The organism is Neobacillus sp. S1227 (genome assembly GCF_055385255.1).
The window spans coordinates 4,314,580-4,335,958 of the sequence record NZ_AP038276.1 but is presented as its reverse complement, the minus strand read 5'-3'; the positions used below and the strand labels follow the sequence as shown (position 1 = coordinate 4,335,958).

At 39.9% G+C, this 21,379-nt stretch carries 20 protein-coding genes; 18 read left to right on the top strand and 2 right to left on the bottom strand.

What is annotated here, in order from left to right; all coding sequences use genetic code 11:
• The first annotated feature begins 202 nt into the window (after window positions 1–202).
• From ACZ5AE_RS21800 to ACZ5AE_RS21725, 16 genes are all read left to right on the top strand, one after another.
• Window positions 203–2,374 carry an HD family phosphohydrolase gene (locus ACZ5AE_RS21800; RefSeq protein ID WP_464566644.1) on the top strand — a complete coding sequence of 724 codons (2,172 nt, stop codon included), beginning with the start codon at window positions 203–205 and terminating at the stop codon, window positions 2,372–2,374.
• On the top strand, window positions 2,371–2,841 hold the full coding sequence (gene ybeY, locus ACZ5AE_RS21795) for an rRNA maturation RNase YbeY (RefSeq protein WP_464566643.1): 471 nt from the start codon (window positions 2,371–2,373) through the stop codon (window positions 2,839–2,841). Before ACZ5AE_RS21800 ends, ybeY begins: the two co-directional genes overlap by 4 nt.
• Entirely contained in the window at window positions 2,819–3,208 is a 390-nt protein-coding gene (locus ACZ5AE_RS21790; RefSeq protein WP_464566642.1) for a diacylglycerol kinase family protein, read from the top strand. Before ybeY ends, ACZ5AE_RS21790 begins: the two co-directional genes overlap by 23 nt.
• 199 nt (window positions 3,209–3,407) lie before the next feature.
• Window positions 3,408–3,809: a cytidine deaminase gene (locus tag ACZ5AE_RS21785; RefSeq protein WP_464566641.1), complete on the top strand. Its 402-nt coding sequence runs from the start codon at window positions 3,408–3,410 to the stop codon at window positions 3,807–3,809.
• Entirely contained in the window at window positions 3,799–4,722 is a 924-nt protein-coding gene (gene era, locus ACZ5AE_RS21780; protein WP_464566640.1) for a GTPase Era, read from the top strand. The genes ACZ5AE_RS21785 and era overlap by 11 nt, the downstream gene beginning before the upstream one ends.
• 156 nt (window positions 4,723–4,878) lie before the next feature.
• Window positions 4,879–5,022, top strand: coding sequence for a YqzL family protein (locus ACZ5AE_RS21775; RefSeq protein WP_213120142.1), 144 nt, complete (start codon window positions 4,879–4,881; stop codon window positions 5,020–5,022).
• A 33-nt stretch (window positions 5,023–5,055) separates the two neighbouring features.
• Window positions 5,056–5,808 carry a DNA repair protein RecO gene (recO, locus tag ACZ5AE_RS21770; protein WP_464566639.1) on the top strand — a complete coding sequence of 251 codons (753 nt, stop codon included), beginning with the start codon at window positions 5,056–5,058 and terminating at the stop codon, window positions 5,806–5,808.
• A gap of 289 nt (window positions 5,809–6,097) precedes the next feature.
• A complete protein-coding gene (locus ACZ5AE_RS21765) occupies window positions 6,098–7,480 on the top strand; it encodes a glycine--tRNA ligase (protein WP_464566638.1) in 1,383 nt (460 codons plus the stop codon).
• Between the two features lie 236 nt (window positions 7,481–7,716).
• Window positions 7,717–8,352, top strand: coding sequence for a helix-turn-helix transcriptional regulator (locus tag ACZ5AE_RS21760; protein WP_464566637.1), 636 nt, complete (start codon window positions 7,717–7,719; stop codon window positions 8,350–8,352).
• 28 nt (window positions 8,353–8,380) lie between these two features.
• A complete protein-coding gene (locus ACZ5AE_RS21755; RefSeq protein WP_464566636.1) occupies window positions 8,381–9,190 on the top strand; it encodes a pyruvate, water dikinase regulatory protein in 810 nt (269 codons plus the stop codon).
• A gap of 670 nt (window positions 9,191–9,860) precedes the next feature.
• Window positions 9,861–11,669 carry a DNA primase gene (dnaG, locus tag ACZ5AE_RS21750; RefSeq protein ID WP_464566635.1) on the top strand — a complete coding sequence of 603 codons (1,809 nt, stop codon included), beginning with the start codon at window positions 9,861–9,863 and terminating at the stop codon, window positions 11,667–11,669.
• A gap of 43 nt (window positions 11,670–11,712) precedes the next feature.
• Window positions 11,713–12,855 carry an RNA polymerase sigma factor RpoD gene (gene rpoD / locus ACZ5AE_RS21745; protein ID WP_464566634.1) on the top strand — a complete coding sequence of 381 codons (1,143 nt, stop codon included), beginning with the start codon at window positions 11,713–11,715 and terminating at the stop codon, window positions 12,853–12,855.
• A gap of 350 nt (window positions 12,856–13,205) precedes the next feature.
• Entirely contained in the window at window positions 13,206–14,345 is a 1,140-nt protein-coding gene (locus ACZ5AE_RS21740; RefSeq protein ID WP_464566633.1) for an acyl-CoA dehydrogenase, read from the top strand.
• A 192-nt stretch (window positions 14,346–14,537) separates the two neighbouring features.
• Window positions 14,538–14,906 (top strand): cytochrome c550, encoded by a 369-nt coding sequence (gene cccA / locus ACZ5AE_RS21735; protein ID WP_464566632.1) that lies wholly within the window; start codon window positions 14,538–14,540, stop codon window positions 14,904–14,906.
• Between the two features lie 79 nt (window positions 14,907–14,985).
• Window positions 14,986–15,708 (top strand): tRNA (adenine(22)-N(1))-methyltransferase, encoded by a 723-nt coding sequence (locus ACZ5AE_RS21730; protein ID WP_464566631.1) that lies wholly within the window; start codon window positions 14,986–14,988, stop codon window positions 15,706–15,708.
• Entirely contained in the window at window positions 15,695–16,810 is a 1,116-nt protein-coding gene (locus ACZ5AE_RS21725) for a Nif3-like dinuclear metal center hexameric protein (protein WP_464566630.1), read from the top strand. The genes ACZ5AE_RS21730 and ACZ5AE_RS21725 overlap by 14 nt, the downstream gene beginning before the upstream one ends.
• Window positions 16,811–16,844: 34 nt before the next feature.
• On the opposite strand, the gene ACZ5AE_RS21720 is transcribed toward ACZ5AE_RS21725, so the two are convergent.
• Complete coding sequence (locus ACZ5AE_RS21720; RefSeq protein WP_464566629.1) at window positions 16,845–17,789, bottom strand: 4-hydroxy-3-methylbut-2-enyl diphosphate reductase; 945 nt, start codon at window positions 17,787–17,789, stop codon at window positions 16,845–16,847.
• A 209-nt stretch (window positions 17,790–17,998) separates the two neighbouring features.
• Window positions 17,999–18,727: a VrrA/YqfQ family protein gene (vrrA, locus tag ACZ5AE_RS21715; protein ID WP_464566628.1), complete on the bottom strand. Its 729-nt coding sequence runs from the start codon at window positions 18,725–18,727 to the stop codon at window positions 17,999–18,001.
• 342 nt (window positions 18,728–19,069) lie between these two features.
• On the opposite strand from vrrA, the gene ACZ5AE_RS21710 reads away from it, so the two are divergent.
• Both ACZ5AE_RS21710 and ACZ5AE_RS21705 read left to right on the top strand, forming a co-directional pair.
• The gene (locus ACZ5AE_RS21710; RefSeq protein WP_464566627.1) at window positions 19,070–20,383 is read left to right on the top strand and encodes a DEAD/DEAH box helicase; all 1,314 of its coding nucleotides are present in this window, start codon (window positions 19,070–19,072) and stop codon (window positions 20,381–20,383) included.
• 17 nt (window positions 20,384–20,400) lie between these two features.
• A complete protein-coding gene (locus ACZ5AE_RS21705) occupies window positions 20,401–21,294 on the top strand; it encodes a deoxyribonuclease IV (RefSeq protein WP_464573703.1) in 894 nt (297 codons plus the stop codon).
• The last annotated feature ends 85 nt before the right edge of the window (window positions 21,295–21,379 follow it).

The following is a 21,379-nucleotide window of genomic DNA, read 5'->3' as shown; positions in this document are numbered from 1 at the left end:
ATACTTTCATAACGCATAAGTGCAACTGCGCCTATGTCTTCGCCCTTAGGGGCTTGCCAATCGGCGAGTTTTCTTTATTTGAGGATGAAACTTGACGGAAAAACTGTTATCATTTTACATAAAGCAAGCTTTCATCTAAAATCAATAAATAACATAAGTGTAAAGACTAGATTATTCAGGGAACGTGGTTGGAGGGATATAGTTGGAGAAACTGCAGGAGCATTTCATTCGAATTCGCAAACTGCTGGATAATACATTCTTTCGGATTCTTTTTTTCTTGGTATTAGGAATTGTTCTTTTCACAGCTATGTTTAACAACGTAAAGCCGGAAAAGCTGGATATTGAATTGTTTTCAGTAGCAGGAAAAACGATACGGTCTCCAGGGACTGTTGAGGATAAGCAAAGCACTGAGAAGAAAAGAAAAGAGGCGCGCGACCATGTTCAGGCTGTCTATACATTAAAAAACGAATATACACAAAACCGCGTTGACCTAATTACCTCCATTTTTAGCGCTGCGGCTGAAGTAAATGATGAAGTAAAGGATAATAAAAAAAAGCAGGCTGCAGAGGCTTCTGAGGAGCCTCCACCAATCATTGAACCGAGTGTTTCTGAAAAAGTGACGATGCTTAAGTCAAAATTAACCCCGACAGTATCGAAAGATTTATCTGATCAGGTTTTTTCCGCATTAGTTCAGGCTAATAATGAAGACTTGTCCATTGCAAAAGATATAACGGTCACGGCTATAAACAATGTAATGACGAAAAGAATATCTGCCGATGAAGTCGAAAATGCTAAAAAAAGAGTTGAAGAAGAGGTAAAATATTCAGCATTGAGCGAGACTATCCGGATGGCGGCAATTGAGCTTGGCAGGTATGCAGTAATCCAAAATGAATTTTATGACCCATCTGCAACAGAGGAGCTTAGGAGACAGGCGGCAGAAAACGTTGAACCCGTTAAGATTCTACAAGGCCAAATTATTGTAGAAGAAGGGAAACTTATCAACCAGGATATTTACCGCCAATTGAAACTTGTTGGACTGTTACATAATGAAAAATCTTTTAAGCCGTTCATTGGATTAGTTGTTTTGATAAGCATTATACTTACATCGCTTTATTTTTACTTTTACCAAATGAAATCGCTCCCCGAAAAGAGACAAAGCTTTTTGTTATTGTTTGGGATGATCTTCATTCTCTCAATTTTTTTATTGAAAATACTCAGTATGCTGCAAGTATTTAATTATTCTGCGATTGGCTATCTATTTCCTGCAGCCTTAGCAGGGATGTTGATAAAAATTTTAATTGATGAAAAGCTGGCTATTTTGACCTCTATCATCCTTGCAGTTTGCGGCAGTGTATTATTTAATGAAGGAGTATCGGGTACATTAAACTTTTCAGAGGGTATCTTTATTTTATTCAGTGCTTTAGGAGGCATATTATTTTTAAGTAATCAAAACCAGCGGTCAAAAATTCTGCAGGCTGGGATATTTTCTGCAGTAGTGAATCTGTTGACCATTTTGGCTTTAATGTATTTGCCAAACGGGCAATATTCCGGCTTGGAATATGGGTATTATTTTATTACAGCGCTTGTATCAGGTATTGCATCTGCGGTGTTGACTATTGGTTTACTGCCGTTTTTTGAAGCGAGTTTCGGCATTCTTTCCACCATTAGGCTGATCGAATTATCTAATCCAAACCATCCTCTTTTAAGGAAAATCTTAATGGAGGCGCCCGGCACATATCATCATAGCGTGATGGTTGCTAATTTAGCGGAGTCTGCATGCGAAGCTATTGGTGCAAATGGTTTGCTCGCAAGGGTAGGAAGCTATTATCATGACATAGGCAAAACACGGCGTCCAAACTTTTTTATAGAAAATCAAATTCACCAAGATAATCCGCATGACCGTCTGCCGCCGGACAAAAGCGCGAGCATCATTATTGCCCATGTAACAGATGGTTCGAATATGCTAAAGAAGTGCCATATGCCAAAAGAAATAATTGAAATCGCGGAACAGCATCATGGGACCACCTTACTTAAATTTTTCTATCATAAAGAGCTTCAAATCAATCCTGAGGTAAGGGAAGAGGATTTCCGTTATCCCGGTCCAAAGGCACAGTCCAAGGAATCGGCCGTGGTTGGAATTGCGGATAGTGTTGAAGCTGCAGTTAGGTCCTTATCACAGCCTACTCCGGAATTGATTGAATCTCTTGTGAAAAAAATTGTGGCTGACCGTCTTCAAGATGGGCAATTAAATGAATGTGATCTGACTATGAAGGAAATAGAAACTGTCACTTTTACATTGTGTGAAACATTAAAGGGGATTTTTCATTCTAGAATTGAATATCCTGAGCTAACAAAGAAGGTGAAACAAGCATGACATTACTTATTGATTCATTAGATGAAACAGAGCAGCTAACCGACCAACAGATGCTTGATGTTGAAAGGTTACTAAATTTTGCAGCAAATAAGCTAAACATTGAAGAACATAGTGAAGTTTCGGTTACCTTTGTGACAAATCAAAGAATCCAAGAAATTAATCGTGAATACCGCGATAAGGACGCACCAACTGATGTTATTTCTTTTGCCATGGAAGAGTTAGGTGAGGGAGAAATAGAAATCGAGGGTGCTGAGATGCCAAGAGTATTGGGGGATATTATCATTTCCGTTGCTAAGGCGGTGGAGCAGGCAGAAGAATATGGCCATCCTTTTGTAAGGGAACTTGGCTTTTTAGCTGTGCATGGATTTCTCCACTTATTAGGGTATGACCACATGACAGAGGAAGAGGAAAAAGAAATGTTCTCTCTGCAGAAGGAAATTTTAAATGAATATGGACTCACTAGATAAGCCTAAACGCAGGAAATTTTGGCATACTTTTGCCTATGCCACAGAAGGAATTGTAACGGCCTTAAAGCAGGAAAGAAATATGCGGTTTCATGCAATAAGTGCGATTATTGTGATTGCCTTTGGCTTGTTCTTCACTATTACCAAAATAGAATGGCTGTTCATTCTCGTTTCGATCGGCGGCATGTTTTCGTTAGAATTGCTGAATACGGCCATTGAACGAGTAGTAGACCTGGCAACAAATGAGTTTAAACCTCTTGCCAAACAAGCTAAGGACATTGCTGCCGGAGCAGTATTCATTTTTGCAATTATTACACTTGTAATGGGTATAGTCATATTTTTGCCCTATGTTTTGAAATTGTTTTTGTAAGCTTTTGATTACAGGATTTGAAATGGCCGTTTGATTTAGGTAAAATGACTAAACAGCTTCTTCTAGTAAAAAACAATTTTTGTGAATATTTCAACTATTTTAAATTTTATATTTTTTTCTTAACAAATAATGTTTTTTTGGAAAATTTGAGGTAAAATAAAGAAACAGCAGGACTCCTGCTGGAAAGGAAAGAAGACTAGTGAACATCGAACAACTGATCGAAGAAGCTAAAAAAGCAAGAGAAAAAGCTTATGTTCCTTATTCGAAGTTTGGCGTGGGAGCAGCGCTTTTAACGACAGATGGCAAAGTCTATCATGGCTGTAATATTGAGAATGCTGCCTACAGTATGTGTAACTGTGCAGAGAGGACTGCTGTTTTTAAAGCGTTTTCAGAAGGCGACCGGCAATATCAAATGATGGCCGTTGTTGCTGACACTGATCGGCCATGCTCGCCATGCGGGGCATGCAGGCAGGTCATTTCAGAATTATGCCCGAGGGAAATGAAGGTGGTTTTAACAAACCTTAAAGGGGATGTTCTAGAGACCACAGTAGAACAGTTATTGCCGGGTGCTTTTTCACCGGAGGATCTAAATGGTAAATAATACGAGTTCAAGAACAGATTATAAATCAGGGTTTATATCCATTATTGGCCGCCCAAACGTAGGGAAATCAACTTTTTTGAATCGGGTAATCGGCCAAAAAATTGCCATTATGAGCGACAAGCCGCAAACGACGCGCAATAAAATCCAAGGAGTTCTTACCCTTTCAGACGCCCAAATGGTGTTTATCGATACCCCTGGTATCCATAAACCAAAACATAAATTAGGCGACTTCATGATGAAGGTTGCCCAAAATACTCTTAAAGAAGTGGACTTAGTTTTATTTATGGTCAATGCCGAAGAAGGCTTTGGGCGTGGTGAAGAATTTATTCTAGAAAAATTTCAAACCATTAATACACCAGTCTTTCTTGTCATTAATAAAATTGATCAAGTTCACCCTGATGAATTGTTGCAGATTATTGAAAAATATAAAGAAAAGTATGCTTTTCAAGAAATTGTGCCAATTTCTGCACTAGAAGGAAATAATGTTGAAAGACTGCTTGAGCAAATTAAAGCGATTCTTCCCGAAGGTCCGCAATACTATCCTCCTGATCAGGTAACCGATCATCCGGAACGCTTTATCATTACAGAGTTAATCAGGGAAAAAGCTCTTCATTTAACAAGGGAGGAAATCCCTCATTCTTTGGCCGTTGTCCTTGATAAGATGGAACGGCAGGGGAATAAAGACATTATTCATGTCATGGCAACCATTATTGTCGAACGTGATTCACAAAAAGGGATTATCATTGGCAAGCAGGGGAGCATGCTGAAGGAAATAGGCAAGCGTGCCCGCGTTGATATCGAAAACCTTCTAGGTTCCAAAGTCTTTTTGGAACTGTGGGTAAAGGTTCAAAAGGATTGGCGCAATAGAATGTCCCAGCTTCGTGAATATGGCTTTAATGAAAATGAATATTAGTGAATCACTTTAACTAAAGTATTAACACTCGTTCAAGAATATGCATAATCAGTATTAACAAAATTTACGTCTTATGATTAATGCGTAGGCAGGCTATGATAATTGTAAGGTTTGAACTGTAAAACGCTAGTCTAAATATTGAAAGGTGGGGTTTTCATGTTGGATTTTACGTGGAAAATATTTAGCCAAACAGGTAATATTGACACATACCTTCTCTTTAAAGAGCTTGAGAAGGAAAACCAAGAAATACCCGGTAATCTGAATGAAGAGCTAGCACAAATCGATTTTCCAGTTTCATAAGCAAGTCGACGCGCCTTGGAGAAGGTGACATTCATGCTTCAGAAATGTGAAGGCATCGTCATTAGAACAACAGATTATGGTGAAACGAACAAAATCATTACTCTATATACAAGGGAATGGGGAAAGGTTGGCTTTATGGCCCGTGGAGCTAAAAAGCCTAACAGCCGTCTTTCTGCTATTACCCAGTTATTCACTCACGGTTACTTTCTCGTTCAAAAAGGAACAGGCCTAGGTGGCCTGCAGCAGGGTGAAGTCATTTCCTCAATGCGATCGATTGGGGAAGATATTTTTCTAACCGCATATGCAAGTTATATTACAGAACTAACGGATAAATGTACTGAGGAGAAAAAGCCTAATCCTTTTCATTTTGAATTGCTTTATCAGACCCTTTACTATATGAATGAAGGCTATGATCCGGATATTCTTGTGAATATCTATGAGATGAAAATGTTAAATGTATTAGGGTTATATCCTATCTTGAATCAATGTTCCGTTTGTGGAAGCACAGACGGGCATTTTTCTTTTTCTATCCGGGAAGGTGGATTTATCTGTCACCGATGTGTAGACAAGGATCCGTATCATATAAAACTATCACAAGCAGCGGTAAAATTATTAAGGTTGTTTTATTATTTCGATTTGTCAAGATTAGGGAATATCTCTGTTAAAGATGAAACAAAGGCAGAACTGAAGAAAGTTATTTCGGTTTATTATGAGGAATATTCCGGGCTTCATTTGAAGACAAAGAAATTTCTTGACTCGATGGGGCAGTTTCGCAATCTTTTATAAATGGATGTTGACATTGTTGATAGTTTTGGTTAATATTAACTTTAAAATTAATATTTGCGTTGACGGAAAGTAGTACTTAGTTCCCTCTATAAAAGCGAACCTAGGACAGTGAAAGCTAGGGTATAGAGCATTAAGGAAGGCGTTCTTGAGCAAAGTTGTATTAAGGTGGCTGCTATTTTGGCAGCAAATAGGGTGGAACCGCGGGTAACTCTCGTCCCTATGCTTATTATAGGCATAGGGACGAGAGTTTTTTATTATTTATTAAGAATATGAAAAAGGAGTTATTACGATGAGTGTAACAATGGAACAGATTGTCTCACACGCTAAGCACAGAGGTTTTATTTTTCCAGGGTCTGAAATTTACGGCGGACTTGCTAACACCTGGGATTACGGTCCGTTAGGTGTTGAATTTAAAAATAATATAAAAGCTGCCTGGTGGAAAAAGTTTGTTCAGGAGTCACCATATAATGTTGGCTTAGATGCAGCAATCCTCATGAACCCAAGAACATGGGAAGCTTCAGGGCATATCGGCAACTTTAACGATCCAATGATTGACTGTAAAAATTGTAAAGCCCGTCACCGTGCTGATAAATTGATTGAAAATGCGCTTGAAGAAAAAGGCATTGAGATGGTGGTAGACGGTCTTCCATTTGACAAAATGGAAGAGCTGATTAAAGAGCATAATATTGCCTGTCCAGATTGTGGCAGCCACGATTTTACCGGCATCCGCCAATTTAATCTTATGTTTAAAACATTCCAGGGTGTTACGGAAACTAGTACGAATGAAATTTTTCTTCGTCCAGAAACAGCACAGGGTATTTTCGTAAACTTTAAAAATGTACAGCGCACAATGCGTAAGAAACTGCCATTCGGTATTGCTCAAATTGGTAAAAGCTTCCGCAATGAAATTACACCGGGTAACTTTACATTCCGTACAAGGGAATTTGAGCAAATGGAGCTGGAATTCTTCTGCAAACCCGGAGAGGAACTAAAATGGTTTGATTATTGGAAGCAATTTGCGGAAACATGGCTCTTGTCATTAGGCCTTAACAAAGAAAACTTAAGGCTTCGTGATCATTCCGAAGACGAACTGTCCCATTACAGCAATGCTACAACTGATTTTGAATATAAATTCCCGTTTGGATGGGGTGAGCTTTGGGGTGTTGCTTCTAGAACGGATTATGATTTGAAGCAGCATATGCAATATTCCGGTGAGGATTTCAATTATATTGATTCGGAAACAAATGAACGATATATTCCATACTGCATTGAGCCTTCCCTTGGTGCAGACCGCGTAACGTTGGCTTTCTTAATCGATGCATATGATGAAGAGCAGTTAGAAGATGGAACATCCAGAACGGTTATGCGTTTCCATCCTGCCCTCGCGCCGTTTAAGGCAGCAATTCTTCCGCTTTCGAAGAAGCTATCCGACGGAGCACGAGAAGTATTTGAACGATTAGCAAAACATTTTAACGTAGATTATGATGAAGCAGGCTCTATCGGTAAACGATACCGCCGCCATGACGAAATCGGTACTCCATTCTGTATCACATATGATTTTGATTCCCAGGATGATCAAATGGTTACCGTCAGAGACCGCGACACAATGGAACAAACCAGGGTTCCAATCGCGGAGCTTGCTGCATTCTTACAAGAAAAGGTATCGTTCTAAGAAAAAGGTGCGGAAACCCGCACCTTTTCCTATTTGGCTAATAGGAAATTTATAAATTTTCACAAATTTATAATTTCCCAACGCATAAATTCAACTACCTCTCATGAACTTCTATCGGGCTCGCCAATCGGCGAGTTTGCATTTATAGTTCATTAGCCTATTCATTTCAATTAGATAGCATTTAGTATATAATATTGCTAAATAAGAGGTTCTGGATACTTTCAGGAATAATAAGGGTGGTGAGGACAATCGAACTGACAAAACGCCAAGAGCAGATTTTAGATATAGTAAAGGAAAATGGGCCGATCACAGGGGAGCATATTGCTGACCAATTGAACTTAACTAGAGCTACCTTAAGACCTGATCTTGCCATTTTGACAATGGCTGGTTTTTTAGATGCAAGGCCCCGGGTCGGATATTTCTATACAGGAAAATCAGGTGCGCAATTATTAACGGAAAACCTCCAACGAGTATATGTGAGGGACTACCAATCCATCCCGGTTGTCGTAAGTGAAAACGTTTCGGTTTATGATGCTATTTGCACAATGTTCCTTGAGGATGTAGGAACTTTATTTGTGGTCGACCAAAATACTGTTTTAGTTGGTGTTCTATCCAGAAAGGATTTGCTTCGGGCAAGTATTGGGAAACAAGAGTTAACGACCATTCCGGTCAATATCATCATGACAAGAATGCCCAATATAACAATGTGCGAGCGGGATGATCTGCTTATTGAGGTAGCGAAAAAGTTGATTGAAAAACAAATCGATGCACTTCCGATAGTCAGAAAAACGGAAAAAGGCTATGAAGTAATCGGCAGGGTGACGAAGACTAACATTACAAAAGCCTTCGTCGCGTTGGGTGATGATGAATAAAAGTTTGTTAAGGAGTTGATTTGGGAGAATGGTCTCGCCAGTGATTTATGTGGTATCAGATTCAGTAGGTGAAACGGCCGAATTAGTAACAAAAGCGGCAATCAGTCAGTTTAACGGTTCCGGAATGACATTAAAGAGATTCCCCTATGTAGAAGATAAGGAAAATATTGATGAAGTTTTATCACTAGTCTCTTTGGATCATGCAATGGTGGCATATACCCTTGTCAAACCAGAAATGCGTATATATATGAAGGAAAGAACAGAAATAGAGGGTATATCTGCTGTCGATTTAATTGGTCCGATTATCGATCAAATTCAAAGTTTCAGCGGCAAAGAACCTTTGTGTGAACCGGGGCTTGTCCGCAAATTAGATGAGGATTATTTTAAAAAGGTGGAGGCAATTGAATTTGCTGTAAAGTATGATGATGGCCGTGATCCAAGAGGGATTTTAAAGGCAGATATTGTCCTAATAGGTGTATCTCGGACCTCGAAAACTCCTTTATCTCAGTATTTAGCCCACAAACGTCTAAAAGTGGCCAATGTCCCGCTTGTTCCAGAAGTTGATCCGCCGGAAGAACTTTATAAAGTCCCCAAGGAGAAATGCTTTGGCTTAAAAATCAGTCCGGAAAAGTTAAATAACATAAGAAGAGAGAGACTACTTTCTTTAGGATTAAATGATCAGGCTAGCTATGCAAACATCGACAGGATAAAAGAGGAGTTGAATTTTTTTGAAAAGGTTGTAACGAAAATAAATTGTCCTGTTGTTGATGTAACCAATAAAGCGGTTGAAGAAACGGCTAATGTTATTTTAAATTATATTCAAAAAGGCAGGCTATAGCACATAATCTTATGATTATGTGTTTTTTGCTCATTAGGTAAAAAAATAATAAATAAAAAATTATGGCAAAATGATAATGAATATACTATAATAAAAAATTGTGATAAAAATATATATTTTTAGGTTTAGACTTGCATTTGAACGAATAAACTATTTACTGTGAGATGTCAAGGGGACCTACAAAAAAAAATTCGACATAAATCCTTTTTTTTGCTATAAGGAATTTTTTTTATGAAATTCTGATTTTATCGGGGGAACTTCTCTATAGCCCGCTTGCCTGCTCGTAAATCGGCGAGTTTTCCCAATAAAATTAATCTGGAAAGAAGGAATATTCGGAGTGATGTAGAATTAATAAAATGGCGAAATACCACCCGACAATTTTATGTCGATGCTGATTCCTGCCCGGTCAAGGCGGGGATTGTCGAAATTGCAAAGAAATTCGCCATTGACGTATTTTTATCACCTCTTATGACTACTACAGCAAGGAGCAGTTCCTACGGATGTGGAAGTTTGTTAATTTCAGAAAGGAAACTGCAGATGGGTATATCTTGAATCATGCGAGATATGCGGATATACAAAAAATACGGCGGAATTAACAAAAATTTTGTCGAATTTTGCAGGAATTTAAAATGAAGGTGTTGAATACCTGTATACCAATGGAGTTGTTTTCATGGCAGACCGTATTGCCGAAGAAAAAATAGAGCAAATTCGTCAGGCTGTTGATATTGTCGAGGTAATCAGTGATTATGTCGGGTTGAAAAAGCAAGGGCGAAATTACTTCGGATTATGTCCTTTCCATGGAGAGAGCACCCCGTCATTTTCAGTATCGCCTGACAAACAAATCTTCCATTGCTTTGGCTGCGGAGCAGGCGGAAATGTTTTTTCTTTTTTAATGGAACTAGAGGGAATTTCATTTCAGGAAGCGGCAATGAAACTGGCTGCTAGAGGAAATGTAAATCTTGAAATAAATTTATCCTCTTCTCATTCCCAGAAAAAAATTTCTGATGAACTTCAGGCCATGCTTGATGCTCACGAGCTGCTACGTAAATTTTATCATCACTTGTTGGTAAATACAAAAGAAGGACAGCATGCATTGGAGTATCTGCTTGGAAGAGGATTTACACTTGAGTCGATTGAAAAGTTTCAAATTGGTTATTCCTTGAATTCGTGGGATTTTGTTTATAAGTTCCTAACGAAACGGGATTTTTCACCCGAATGGATGGAAAAAGCCGGACTCATCATTAAACGTGAAAAGGATGGAACATTCTTTGATCGATTTAGGGATCGAATTATGTTTCCGATATTCAACAGAAACGGAAATACGATTGCTTTTTCAGGGAGGACACTAGGGGCCGATGAGCCCAAATATTTAAATAGTCCTGAAACAGCAATCTTTAATAAAAGCAAAATTTTATACAATTACAACTTGGCTAAGCCCAGCATAAAAAAAAACCAGCAGGCAGTTTTATTTGAAGGGTTTGCAGATGTGATTGCCGCTGACCGTTCTGGAATTGAAAATGGCATTGCGACAATGGGGACATCGTTGACTGATGATCATATCGCCCTTTTGCGCACTAGCGCGCAAACCATCACTATTTGCTATGATTCAGATAAAGCAGGAATTGAAGCAGCGTTTCGAGCAGGCAACCATTTGAACGATTCAGGCTTTCAAATAAAAGTAGCTTTAATGCCTGATGGTATGGATCCGGACGAATATATAAAAAAGAACAGTCCGGAGAAGTTTCGCAGTGAGGTAATTGGCGCAAGTTTAACTTGGATGGCTTTTAAAATTCTTTATTTTAGAAGAGGAAAAAATCTTCAGAATGAAGGAGATAGGCTTGCTTATATCGAACAAATAGTAAAAGAAATCAGCAAATTAACAAAAGCAGTTGAAAAGGATCATTATTTGCGGCAAATTGCTGCAGAGTTTTCCCTTTCATTAGATTCCTTAAAACAGCAGGAACAGCAGATTTATTTTGCGGAGAAGAAAAAGGAAATTAGTAAGAACGAACCAAAATCTAAGCCGATTCTGGTGCAAAAAAAAGTAAGTGAATTAAAACCTGCGTATTATAGGGCAGAAAGATGTCTCATAGCACATATGCTAAAAAGCAGGGATAACGCCTATAAGGTGCAGGAGTTATTGCAGGGAGATACGTTTAACGAAGATGAACATCAGGCAATCATAACTTATCTTTTGGCATTTTATGAAGAACATATTAACCCTGATTCTAGTGCATTTTTATCATATATTCAGGATGAAAATCTAAGAAGAATAGTCGCCAACATCGAAATGATGTCAATTAATGATGAATTAAGTCATCAGGAATTAACTGATTATATCAAACAGGTGTTGAAACATAAAAAATTGTTAAAAATAAAGGAAAAAGAAGCTGAGTTAAAAGAAGCGGAGCGACACAGTGATTTTAGGCTGGCTGCTGCGATTGGAAATGAAATTAATCAATTGCGTAAATCACTATAGATTAATTTAGTGTGTTTGATTATTTGAAGGAGGGGACCCCCGTATGGCTGCTGAAAAATCAGCACGTGCAAGCGAGGTCGAGAATGAATTGACCCTTGAGCAAGTGAAAGACCAGTTAACCGCATTGGGTAAAAAAGTTGGTGTCCTTGCCTATGATGATATTGCTGAGAAAATGGCAAACTTCGACTTGGAATCCGATCAGATGGATGAGTTTTATGAATTCCTTGGCGATCAGGGAATTGAATTAGTTGGTGATAGTGATGATGAAGACGAGGATGATCCAAGCATTAAGGCACTATCAAAAGATGATGATGACGATGAATTTGATTTAAATGATCTTAGCGTACCACCAGGTGTAAAAATCAATGACCCTGTTCGTATGTACTTAAAGGAAATTGGCCGGGTTGATTTGCTTTCCGCAGAAGAAGAAATTAATTTAGCACACCGCATTGAAGATGGTGATGAAGAAGCAAAGCGGCGCCTAGCTGAAGCAAACCTCCGCCTTGTTGTCAGTATTGCAAAACGCTATGTTGGCCGTGGCATGCTGTTCCTTGATCTTATCCAAGAAGGAAATATGGGTCTTATCAAAGCGGTTGAAAAATTCGATTATCGTAAAGGCTTTAAATTTAGTACATATGCTACATGGTGGATTCGTCAAGCGATTACCCGTGCCATCGCCGACCAGGCGAGAACAATCCGGATCCCAGTGCATATGGTAGAGACGATTAACAAACTCATTCGTGTCCAGCGTCAGTTGCTTCAAGATTTAGGCCGCGAACCAACTCCGGAAGAAATTGCCGAAGATATGGACCTGACACCTGATAAGGTAAGAGAAATTTTAAAAATTGCCCAAGAACCTGTCTCACTTGAAACCCCAATTGGTGAAGAAGATGACTCACATCTTGGAGATTTCATCGAGGATCAGGATGCTACATCCCCTTCAGAGCATGCTGCTTATGAGTTGTTAAAGGAGCAGCTTGAAGATGTTCTCGATACCCTGACGGACCGGGAAGAAAATGTACTGCGCCTTCGTTTTGGGCTGGATGATGGCCGTACTCGCACCCTCGAAGAGGTCGGCAAGGTTTTTGGTGTCACCCGCGAGCGTATCCGGCAGATTGAAGCAAAAGCATTGCGGAAACTTCGTCACCCAAGCCGCAGCAAACGCCTTAAAGATTTCTTGGAATAAGGCTCAAGAGATAGTTTACTTCTTATATGAAGTAAACTATTTTTTTTATTTTTTTGAAAGCACTTTCTCTTTTTTCTCTATTTTACTGAATTGTCTCTCATTTTGCAAATAGGCCAATTGGTGTTTTCTCCCAAATGACAACTTAATTATTATCGTAAAAAAGGTGTTATAAAGTCAATATTACCTATTCAGATAAGGTTTATAGTGCTAATTAGCCTATCTGAAGGAGGGATCATCCAATATTCAGATAATATTATATTTTCTTAAACTTTTAAAAGTTGAGAATTGTTAGGAGAAAAGAATATAATATATTTGTAAGCGTATACATAGATGATTAGGGGGAGATAGACTTGAACTTTGACTTAACATCTGAACAACAAATGATTAAAAAGACAATTCGCCAGTTTGCAGAAGAAGAGGTTGCACCAGATGCAATAGAACGTGACAGAACAAAACAGTTTCCGAAAGATGTATTTAAAAAAATGGCAGAAATGGGATTGATGGGACTGCCCTTTCCGGAGGAATACGGCGGGGGAGGGGCAGACACTGTTAGTTTTGCGATTGTGGTGGAAGAGTTAAGCAGGGTTTGCGGATCAACTGGCATCACCTATTCAGCGCATATTTCCTTAGGGGGCGCTCCTTTAAACTTATTTGGTACTGAAGAGCAAAAGCAAACCTATTTAAGACCCATTTGCACAGGCGAATCGTTAGGTGCCTTTGGATTGACAGAGCCAAATGCCGGATCCGATGCCGGGGGAACCAAAACTACTGCAAAGGAAACGGAAGGCCAGTTTGTCATCAACGGTAATAAATGTTTCATCACCAATGCTAGTTATGCCAAGCATTTGGCACTTACTGCCGTAACGAATGAAACAAACAGCAAAAAAGAAATCAGTGCTATCATTGTTCCAACGAATACAGTTGGATTTACTGTTATTGATAATTACGAAAAAATGGGCTTAAATTCCTCCAATACAACTGAACTTGTCTTAGAGGATGTCAAAGTACCTGTGGAAAACCTGCTAGGAAAACGCGGCGAGGGTTTTAAACAATTTTTAATTACCCTTGATGGCGGCAGAATTGGAATCGGCGCCATGGCTGTTGGGATTGCTCAGGGTGCTTACGAGAAAGCGCTAGCTTATGCTAAGGAAAGAAAACAGTTTGGGAAATCAATTTCATCCTTCCAAGCTATTCAATTTAAGCTGGCAGACATGGCGATGAAAATTGAGCTGGCCCGCAATATGGTCTATAAGGCGGCTTGGTTAAAGGACCAAGGAAGAATGTTTTCAAAGGAAGCAGCAATGTGTAAATTATATGCATCCGAAATATGTATGGAGGTTACCAGTCAAGCAGTCCAAATTCACGGCGGCTATGGTTATATGAGAGAATATCATGTGGAGAGAATGATGCGTGACGCCAAGCTCCTGGAAATAGGCGAAGGAACCTCCGAAGTTCAGCGGATGGTGATTTCAAGATTAATTGGTTGTTAAAAAATATATTGGGAAATATAACAAAGAGGCTGAAATAAAATCATTATTTTAGCCTCTTTGTTCTTTTTTTAAAAGATTATAGTGATAAAATAACTTTAGGGCTTTTCCTTCTGTTCATTTTCAAGTAAAATAGTAGTTGTTTGTAGGCGGTTTTATTTATTTACAGATGTTTATACATAGGGAGGTAAAATTATGAAAAAGAATCCGGTAATTCCTTACATTCTCATCATGGTTTTTGGGATTGTCCTTATGTTCACTTTGTCTTTTAAAGGACTAGGGGATAGTAAGGAGCTTGCTGCTGAGAAAGGTGAAGGCAAAGGCAGTGAGAAAACAGAAGTGGCTGCATCCAAGCCAGAAGACATTTATAAAACAACGTGTATTGGCTGTCACGGCGATCAATACCAGGGCGTTGTAGGTCCTCCGTTAAAAGGTGTTGGCGACAAGCTTTCTAAAGAAGAACTTAAAAACATCGTGACTCACGGTAAAGGCTCCATGCCATCCGGTCTTGTTCCCGAGGATAAAGCTGCTGCAATGGCAGATTGGTTATCAAAACTTAAATAATTTGACAAAAGGTCCTTTGCATCTGTAAAGGACCTTTTATATTATAAGAACATACATATTGAGAAGCAGGTGTGTAAAATTGAATGCAGAAAAATTATCAATGCGCTTAACGGCTGTTGCAAAATACGTTCCAAAAGAGGCAAGATTAGCAGATATTGGTTCTGATCATGCCTATCTGCCTAGTTACTTGGTAAAGAATGCCGGCATTCCGTATGCCGTTGCCGGTGAGGTAGCGAAAGGTCCATACCAATCTGCAAAAAGCAACGTAATGGCAGAAGGACTGTCAGATAGAATTTCAGTCAGGATGGGAGACGGCCTCGAGGTTATTGAAGCTGGTGAAATAGACTGCATTACGATTGCCGGCATGGGTGGCGCTTTAATTGTCAGTATTTTAGAAAATGGAAAAGAAAAGCTGGAAACCGTCAAGAGGCTTGTGTTACAGCCGAACATTAGCGCCATATCCATCCGTTTGTGGCTTTTGGAAAATGGATGGGAGTTGATTGCCGAAGAAATTCTTGAGGAAGACGGCAAAACCTATGAGATTTTAGTTGCTGAAAAAGGTAATGCAAAACAACCTTATCAAAAGAGTAAAATGGAGATGGAACTATTAATGGGACCATTTCTTATTCAGCACCAAAATGAAATTTTTAAGAAAAAATGGCAGTCCGAAAGCAGCAATTGGGAAAGAGTTAAAAAACAATTAGATAACGCTGCAGCGACCCCTGAAACAGTTGAGAAAAGGAAGGAAATAGAGTATAAGCTAAAACTTGTGGAGGAGGCACTTAAAATTGAAGAAAGTTAATGGTCATGAAATAATTCAGCTGTTTGAGAAATTTGCGCCAAAAAATTTAGCAATGGAAGGCGATAAAATCGGCTTGCAAATTGGCCGTCTTAATCAAAAGGTGGAACGGGTAATGATTGCTTTGGACGTTCTTGATTCCGTCATTGATGAGGCCATTGAAAAAAAGGTTCAGCTAATTATCGCCCATCATCCGCCGATTTTTCGACCACTAAAAAATATTATTACTGATACTGTTCAAGGTCAGATGATTGAGAAATTAGTCAAACATGATATTGCTGTATACGCTGCTCATACCAACCTAGATGTGGTCAAGGGCGGGGTAAATGACTGGCTGGCTGAAGCTATAGGTCTGAAGGATGCAGAGGTTTTAGTTCCTACCTTCGATACAAAGCTCAAGAAATTAGTGGTGTTTGCACCCTTAAGTCATGCTGATGAGCTAAGACAGGCGCTTGGGAATGCCGGTGCAGGTTTCATTGGGAGCTATAGTCATTGCTCATTTACGGCAAATGGTACAGGCCGATTTTTGCCGGGGGAGGACACGAATCCTTTTATCGGTAAGCCTGGGGAGCTAGAAACGGTTGAAGAGGTTCGGATTGAAACAATTGTACCTGAGCCAATCCTAAAAAAGGTAATCACCGCTATGATTAAAGCTCATCCATATGAGGAAGTGGCCTACGATGTCTATCCACTTGAAAATAAAGGAGAGGTACTTGGGCTAGGCAGAATTGGAAAGATCCCGGAAATGACGTTAGGGGAGTTTGCTGAAAAGGTAAAAGTGGCTCTTGAGGTGGATAGGGTCCGCGTGGTTGGCGATTTGCAGGCAAGAGTCAAGAAGGCCGCTGTATTAGGTGGAGATGGCAATAAATATTATTCCCATGCGAAATTCAAAGGTGCAGACGTGTACGTGACGGGGGATATTTATTATCATACCGCCCATGATGCGATGATGGACGGCTTAAATTTGATTGACCCGGGACATAATGTGGAAAAAGTCATGAAAAAAGGTCTGGCCTTAACGCTAGAGACATTATGCAAGGATGCAGGGTATGAGGTAGAAATTTTTCCTTCAGAAATTCATACGGATCCATTTCAGTTCCTATAAAAAGAGGCTGACATTTGTCAGCCTCTTTGGCAGCTTAGCTTTCTTTTTTAACTTTCGGTAAGATTTTTGCCAGTGGAACGTTTTTCCTGCGTTCCCATGTAGCTTCATTATTTGGATCGAACTGTTCAAGGAATGCGATGACTTCTTTTGTAATTGGGGTTGGAGTTGATGCACCCGCAGTAACGGCTACAGTTTTGGCATCCTTGATCCAATCAATGTCCAGCTCTGAGATGTCAGCAATCCGATACGCTTTTGTGCCGGCAATTTCTTGTGAAACTTGGGCAAGGCGATTTGAGTTGTTGCTTTTCGGGTCGCCGACAACAATGGTGACATCCGCTTGTTTCGCCTGCTCGGCTACAGCCTCTTGGCGAATTTGGGTGGCATGGCATATTTCATTGAAGACTTCCACATGTGGATATTTTTCTTTGACCTTTTCCATCGTATCGAATACATCCCACTGGCTCATTGTCGTTTGGTTGGTGACAATAAGTTTATCATAATCGAGATTTAAAGCTTCGACATCTTCAGGTGTTTCCACTAGGTGGACCATACCAGGTGCTACTCCAAGTGCCCCTTCAGGCTCAGGATGCCCTTTTTTGCCGATGTAAATCGTTTGGTATCCTTCCCTAGCCTTTTCTTCAATAAGGTCATGTGTCCTGGTTACATCCGGGCAGGTTGCGTCAATGGCGACTAGCCCTTTCTTTTTCGCAAGTTCCCTTACCTCTGGAGAGATGCCGTGTGCTGTAAAAATAACGGTCCCTTTGTCAACTTTTTCTAAGATATCAAGACGATTCTTGCCGTCAAGGGTGATGATTCCTTCTTCTTCAAAGGCATCTGTAACATGTTTATTGTGAACAATCATCCCCAAAATGTAGATGGGACGAGGCAGTGTTTTATCTAATGCAGCATTTCTTGCAATGACCATGGCATCAACAACACCATAACAATAACCACGTGGTGAAATTTTAATGATTTGCATATATAAAGTCCTCCAAAAGGAAAAAATTTTTGCTAAATAGACAAGTATAAATTCAACTACGCCTCATGAACCGTCCTATCGGACTTGCCAATCGGCGAGTTTTCATTTAATAGATTATAAGTCCATTATATAAAACTAATAGATATATTACAAAGAGACATTTTTCCTGCCCATAACAGTAAAGAATGCCGGAGGCCGGCATTCTTATGTTAAATATATAATTTTGGTATCGAGGTTCCTTTTGGGTGCTGTTTTTTTTTCGGGCCACTGGTCATTTGTGTGCTTTTTCTACTGCTTTTCTTGTCAGAACTGGTTTGCTGAGTTCCTTTTCGACTCGTTTTTTTAGATGAAGTTTTGGTTGTTCGATTTGTTGATGTTAAACGGCTGCTAGAGGATTCATCCCCTGTATGCTTTTTCTTTTCACTCGATTCTTCCTTATCCGAATCAGAGCTTTTTAAACCGCGATATAACTTCCATAGGGCTGGCAGGTTTTTTACTAATGGACCATACTGCTGGATCATCGGGCCGATTGTCTGGGCTGTCTTTATGACTTGCTGTGTATTGTTAAGAATATTTGATAGTCCACCTGGGTTAGACAAGGATTGGAGCAATCCGCCGCCTCCTGCGGCTCTGCCGGCACCCTGCATCCCCATCAAGCCGCCTGGTCCACCGCCGCCCATCATTCTGCCTGGTCCGCCCATGCGGTTTCCTCCGCCGAGAAGCCTAGAGAGTAATCCGCCGCCCCTGCCGATTTGTTGTCCCCCCATTCCGCCGAAGGGATTGCCTTGCGGGCCCATCATTGGATTTCCTCCACCGCCAAACAGTCCCCCGCCAGGTCTCATCATTTGATTTCCCCCGCCGAATAAACCGCCCGGTCTGCCCATCATTGGTAACGGTCCCATTCCCCCCGGCATTGGGAATCTAGGTCCTGGTTGCATACCATAAAACCTCCTCTCGTTTTCAGCACATGAAGACACCGTTTTCCCATAAAAAAGAAATTAAAAAAGGAAAAAGTGCGGGTGGGGAAAACTTCTTGAACATGTGCGGAATTTCCACTTTTACCCTCTTGTATTACAATATGCACACACCATGTTTTTGTTTAGGTATTATACTCAGAATCAAATGAAATTTATGGTTTTAAAAGCTGCAGGAAAGTAAAAGATGATAATAACTGGAGATTTACCTTGAACTCTACTATAATTACTTGATGGACGCGAAATTGCACGACTTGCAATTTATTTGACTTAAAAATAAGATATTTTTATATAAGGAGTACGTAGATGAAAGAAACTAAATTTGAACGCTTTGATTTTCAAGGCTTTATTATTGAGGCGCTGAACAAGCTGGGCTTTACGCAGCCAACAGAAATTCAGGAACGAATGATTCCATTGGTATTAAAAGGGGAAAGTGCGATTGGCCAATCTCAAACCGGAACGGGAAAAACATTTGCCTATGTGCTGCCAATTCTTGATAAGGTGGATGCATCAAGACAAGAGGTTCAAGCAGTCATCACAGCCCCTACGAGAGAACTTGCCAGCCAGATTTATCAACAAATTTTAAAAATTACTGAGCATTGTCCTCCTGGGGAAACGATTACCACTAAATTATTTACAGGCGGAACAGACAAGCAGAGGACCATCGAGAAGTTAAAAACACAGCCTCATATTGTCGTCGGAACGCCTAGCAGGATTAACGACCTTGTAAAGGAACAAGCGCTATTAGTTCATACAGCCCGGATTTTTGTCGTCGATGAAGCGGATATGATGCTCGACATGGGCTTTATTGAGGATGTTGACCGTGTTGCGGCAAGGCTGCCGGAAAATCTGCAAATGTATGTTTTTTCTGCCACTATTCCGGAAAAGTTAAAGCCTTTTCTTAAAAAATATATGGAGAATCCAAAAAACATCCAGATTGAACCGGCAAGGAAGGCTGCTGAAAACCTGGAGCATTATTTGCTTCCATCAAGGCACCGCGATAAAAAGGGACTAGTTCATGATGTTCTTATCGCCTATAATCCCTATTTAGCCATTGTGTTTACAAATACGAAAAAAATGGCCGATGAAGTGGCTGATTATTTATACCAAAAAGGCTTGAAGGTAGGACGAGTCCACGGAGACCTAAGCCCAAGAGAACGAAAAAAAATGATGAAGCAGATTCAAGATTTGGAATTTCAATATATTGTTGCCACAGATCTTGCTTCAAGGGGAATTGATATTGAAGGGGTAAGCCATGTCATAAACTACGAACTTCCTTCGGATTTGGACTTTTATATTCACAGGGTTGGCAGAACTGCTAGAGCGGGAAATGCCGGGATTGCCTTGACGATTTATGACTTATCAGATGAAGATGCTCTAATTCGTCTTGAAAAGATGGGCATTCAATTTAAGAATGTTGACTTGAAAAATAACGAATTTGTCGAGCTAGAAGGTCGAAACCGCCGGAAAACACGTGTAAAGCCAGAGGATGAAATGGACCATCGTGTTAAGGCTGTCGTTAAAAAGCCGAAAAAAGTTAAACCAGGGTATAAAAAGAAAATGCAAACAGAAATAGAGAATATCAAGAAGCGGCAGCGCAGATTGAATAAGAAGAAATAAAAGAGGGAGTGGGAATGATGTTAAAAATAGGTTCGCACGTTTCGATGAGCGGCAAAGAAATGCTTCTTGCTTCAAGTAAGGAAGCTGTTTCGTACGGTGCCAATACATTTATGATATACACCGGGGCTCCGCAAAACACTAGAAGAAAAAAAATCGAGGATTTAAATATTGAGGCGGGCAGGAGACATATGGAGGAGAATGGAATTTCTGAAATAGTCGTCCATGCTCCTTATATTATCAATATTGGAAATACCTCGAATCCGGATACATTTGAGTTGGGAGTCCGTTTCCTACGGTCTGAAATCGAGCGGACAGAAGCCATTGGCGCTAAACAAATAGTCCTTCATCCAGGTGCTCATGTTGGTGCTGGCGAGGAGGCTGGAATAAAAAAAATTATTGAGGGACTAAATGAAGTGTTAACCGGAAAGGAACAGGTTCAAATTGCTTTAGAAACAATGGCGGGAAAAGGTTCGGAGTGCGGCAAATCATTCGAGGAACTTGCGACAATTATCAATGGTGTCACCTATAATGATAAACTGTCAGTCTGCTTTGACACCTGCCACACCCACGATGCCGGCTATAATATCATCGAAGATTTTGATGGTGTTTTAAATGAATTTGATAAAATTATTGGGCTGGATAAATTGAAGGTACTTCATATTAATGACAGCAAAAATGCATCAGGTACAAGAAAAGACCGTCATGAAAATATCGGATTTGGCCATATTGGATTTAAGGCGCTAAACTATATTGTTCATCATCCACAATTGATGGACGTACCGAAAATCCTTGAAACCCCTTTTGTCGGTGAAGACAAAAACAATAAAAAGGCGCCATATCGGCACGAAATCGCCATGCTTCGCGAGCAGAAGTTTGATGAGGATTTACTGGCAAAAATAATGCAATCATAAAAAAAGAAGGCTGTGCAGAATTAGTAGCAGATTTACTTATGAGGTGCAATACGGTAAATCACAACCCTAACCACATAGGAAATCA

Bases quoted from the DNA above. Each gene is read 5' to 3' on its own strand.
- ACZ5AE_RS21765 (WP_464566638.1), top strand. From the start codon at position 6,098: ATGAGTGTAACAATGGAACAGATTGTCTCACACGCTAAGCACAGAGGT.
- cccA (WP_464566632.1), top strand. From the start codon at position 14,538: ATGAAAAAGAATCCGGTAATTCCTTACATTCTCATCATGGTTTTTGGG.
- rpoD (WP_464566634.1), top strand. From the start codon at position 11,713: ATGGCTGCTGAAAAATCAGCACGTGCAAGCGAGGTCGAGAATGAATTG.
- ACZ5AE_RS21710 (WP_464566627.1), top strand. From the start codon at position 19,070: ATGAAAGAAACTAAATTTGAACGCTTTGATTTTCAAGGCTTTATTATT.
- ACZ5AE_RS21790 (WP_464566642.1), top strand. From the start codon at position 2,819: ATGAATATGGACTCACTAGATAAGCCTAAACGCAGGAAATTTTGGCAT.
- ACZ5AE_RS21720 (WP_464566629.1), bottom strand. From the start codon at position 17,789: ATGCAAATCATTAAAATTTCACCACGTGGTTATTGTTATGGTGTTGTT.
- ACZ5AE_RS21705 (WP_464573703.1), top strand. From the start codon at position 20,401: ATGTTAAAAATAGGTTCGCACGTTTCGATGAGCGGCAAAGAAATGCTT.
- vrrA (WP_464566628.1), bottom strand. From the start codon at position 18,727: ATGCAACCAGGACCTAGATTCCCAATGCCGGGGGGAATGGGACCGTTA.
- dnaG (WP_464566635.1), top strand. From the start codon at position 9,861: ATGGCAGACCGTATTGCCGAAGAAAAAATAGAGCAAATTCGTCAGGCT.
- recO (WP_464566639.1), top strand. From the start codon at position 5,056: ATGCTTCAGAAATGTGAAGGCATCGTCATTAGAACAACAGATTATGGT.
- ACZ5AE_RS21755 (WP_464566636.1), top strand. From the start codon at position 8,381: ATGGTCTCGCCAGTGATTTATGTGGTATCAGATTCAGTAGGTGAAACG.
- ACZ5AE_RS21775 (WP_213120142.1), top strand. From the start codon at position 4,879: ATGTTGGATTTTACGTGGAAAATATTTAGCCAAACAGGTAATATTGAC.
- ybeY (WP_464566643.1), top strand. From the start codon at position 2,371: ATGACATTACTTATTGATTCATTAGATGAAACAGAGCAGCTAACCGAC.
- era (WP_464566640.1), top strand. From the start codon at position 3,799: ATGGTAAATAATACGAGTTCAAGAACAGATTATAAATCAGGGTTTATA.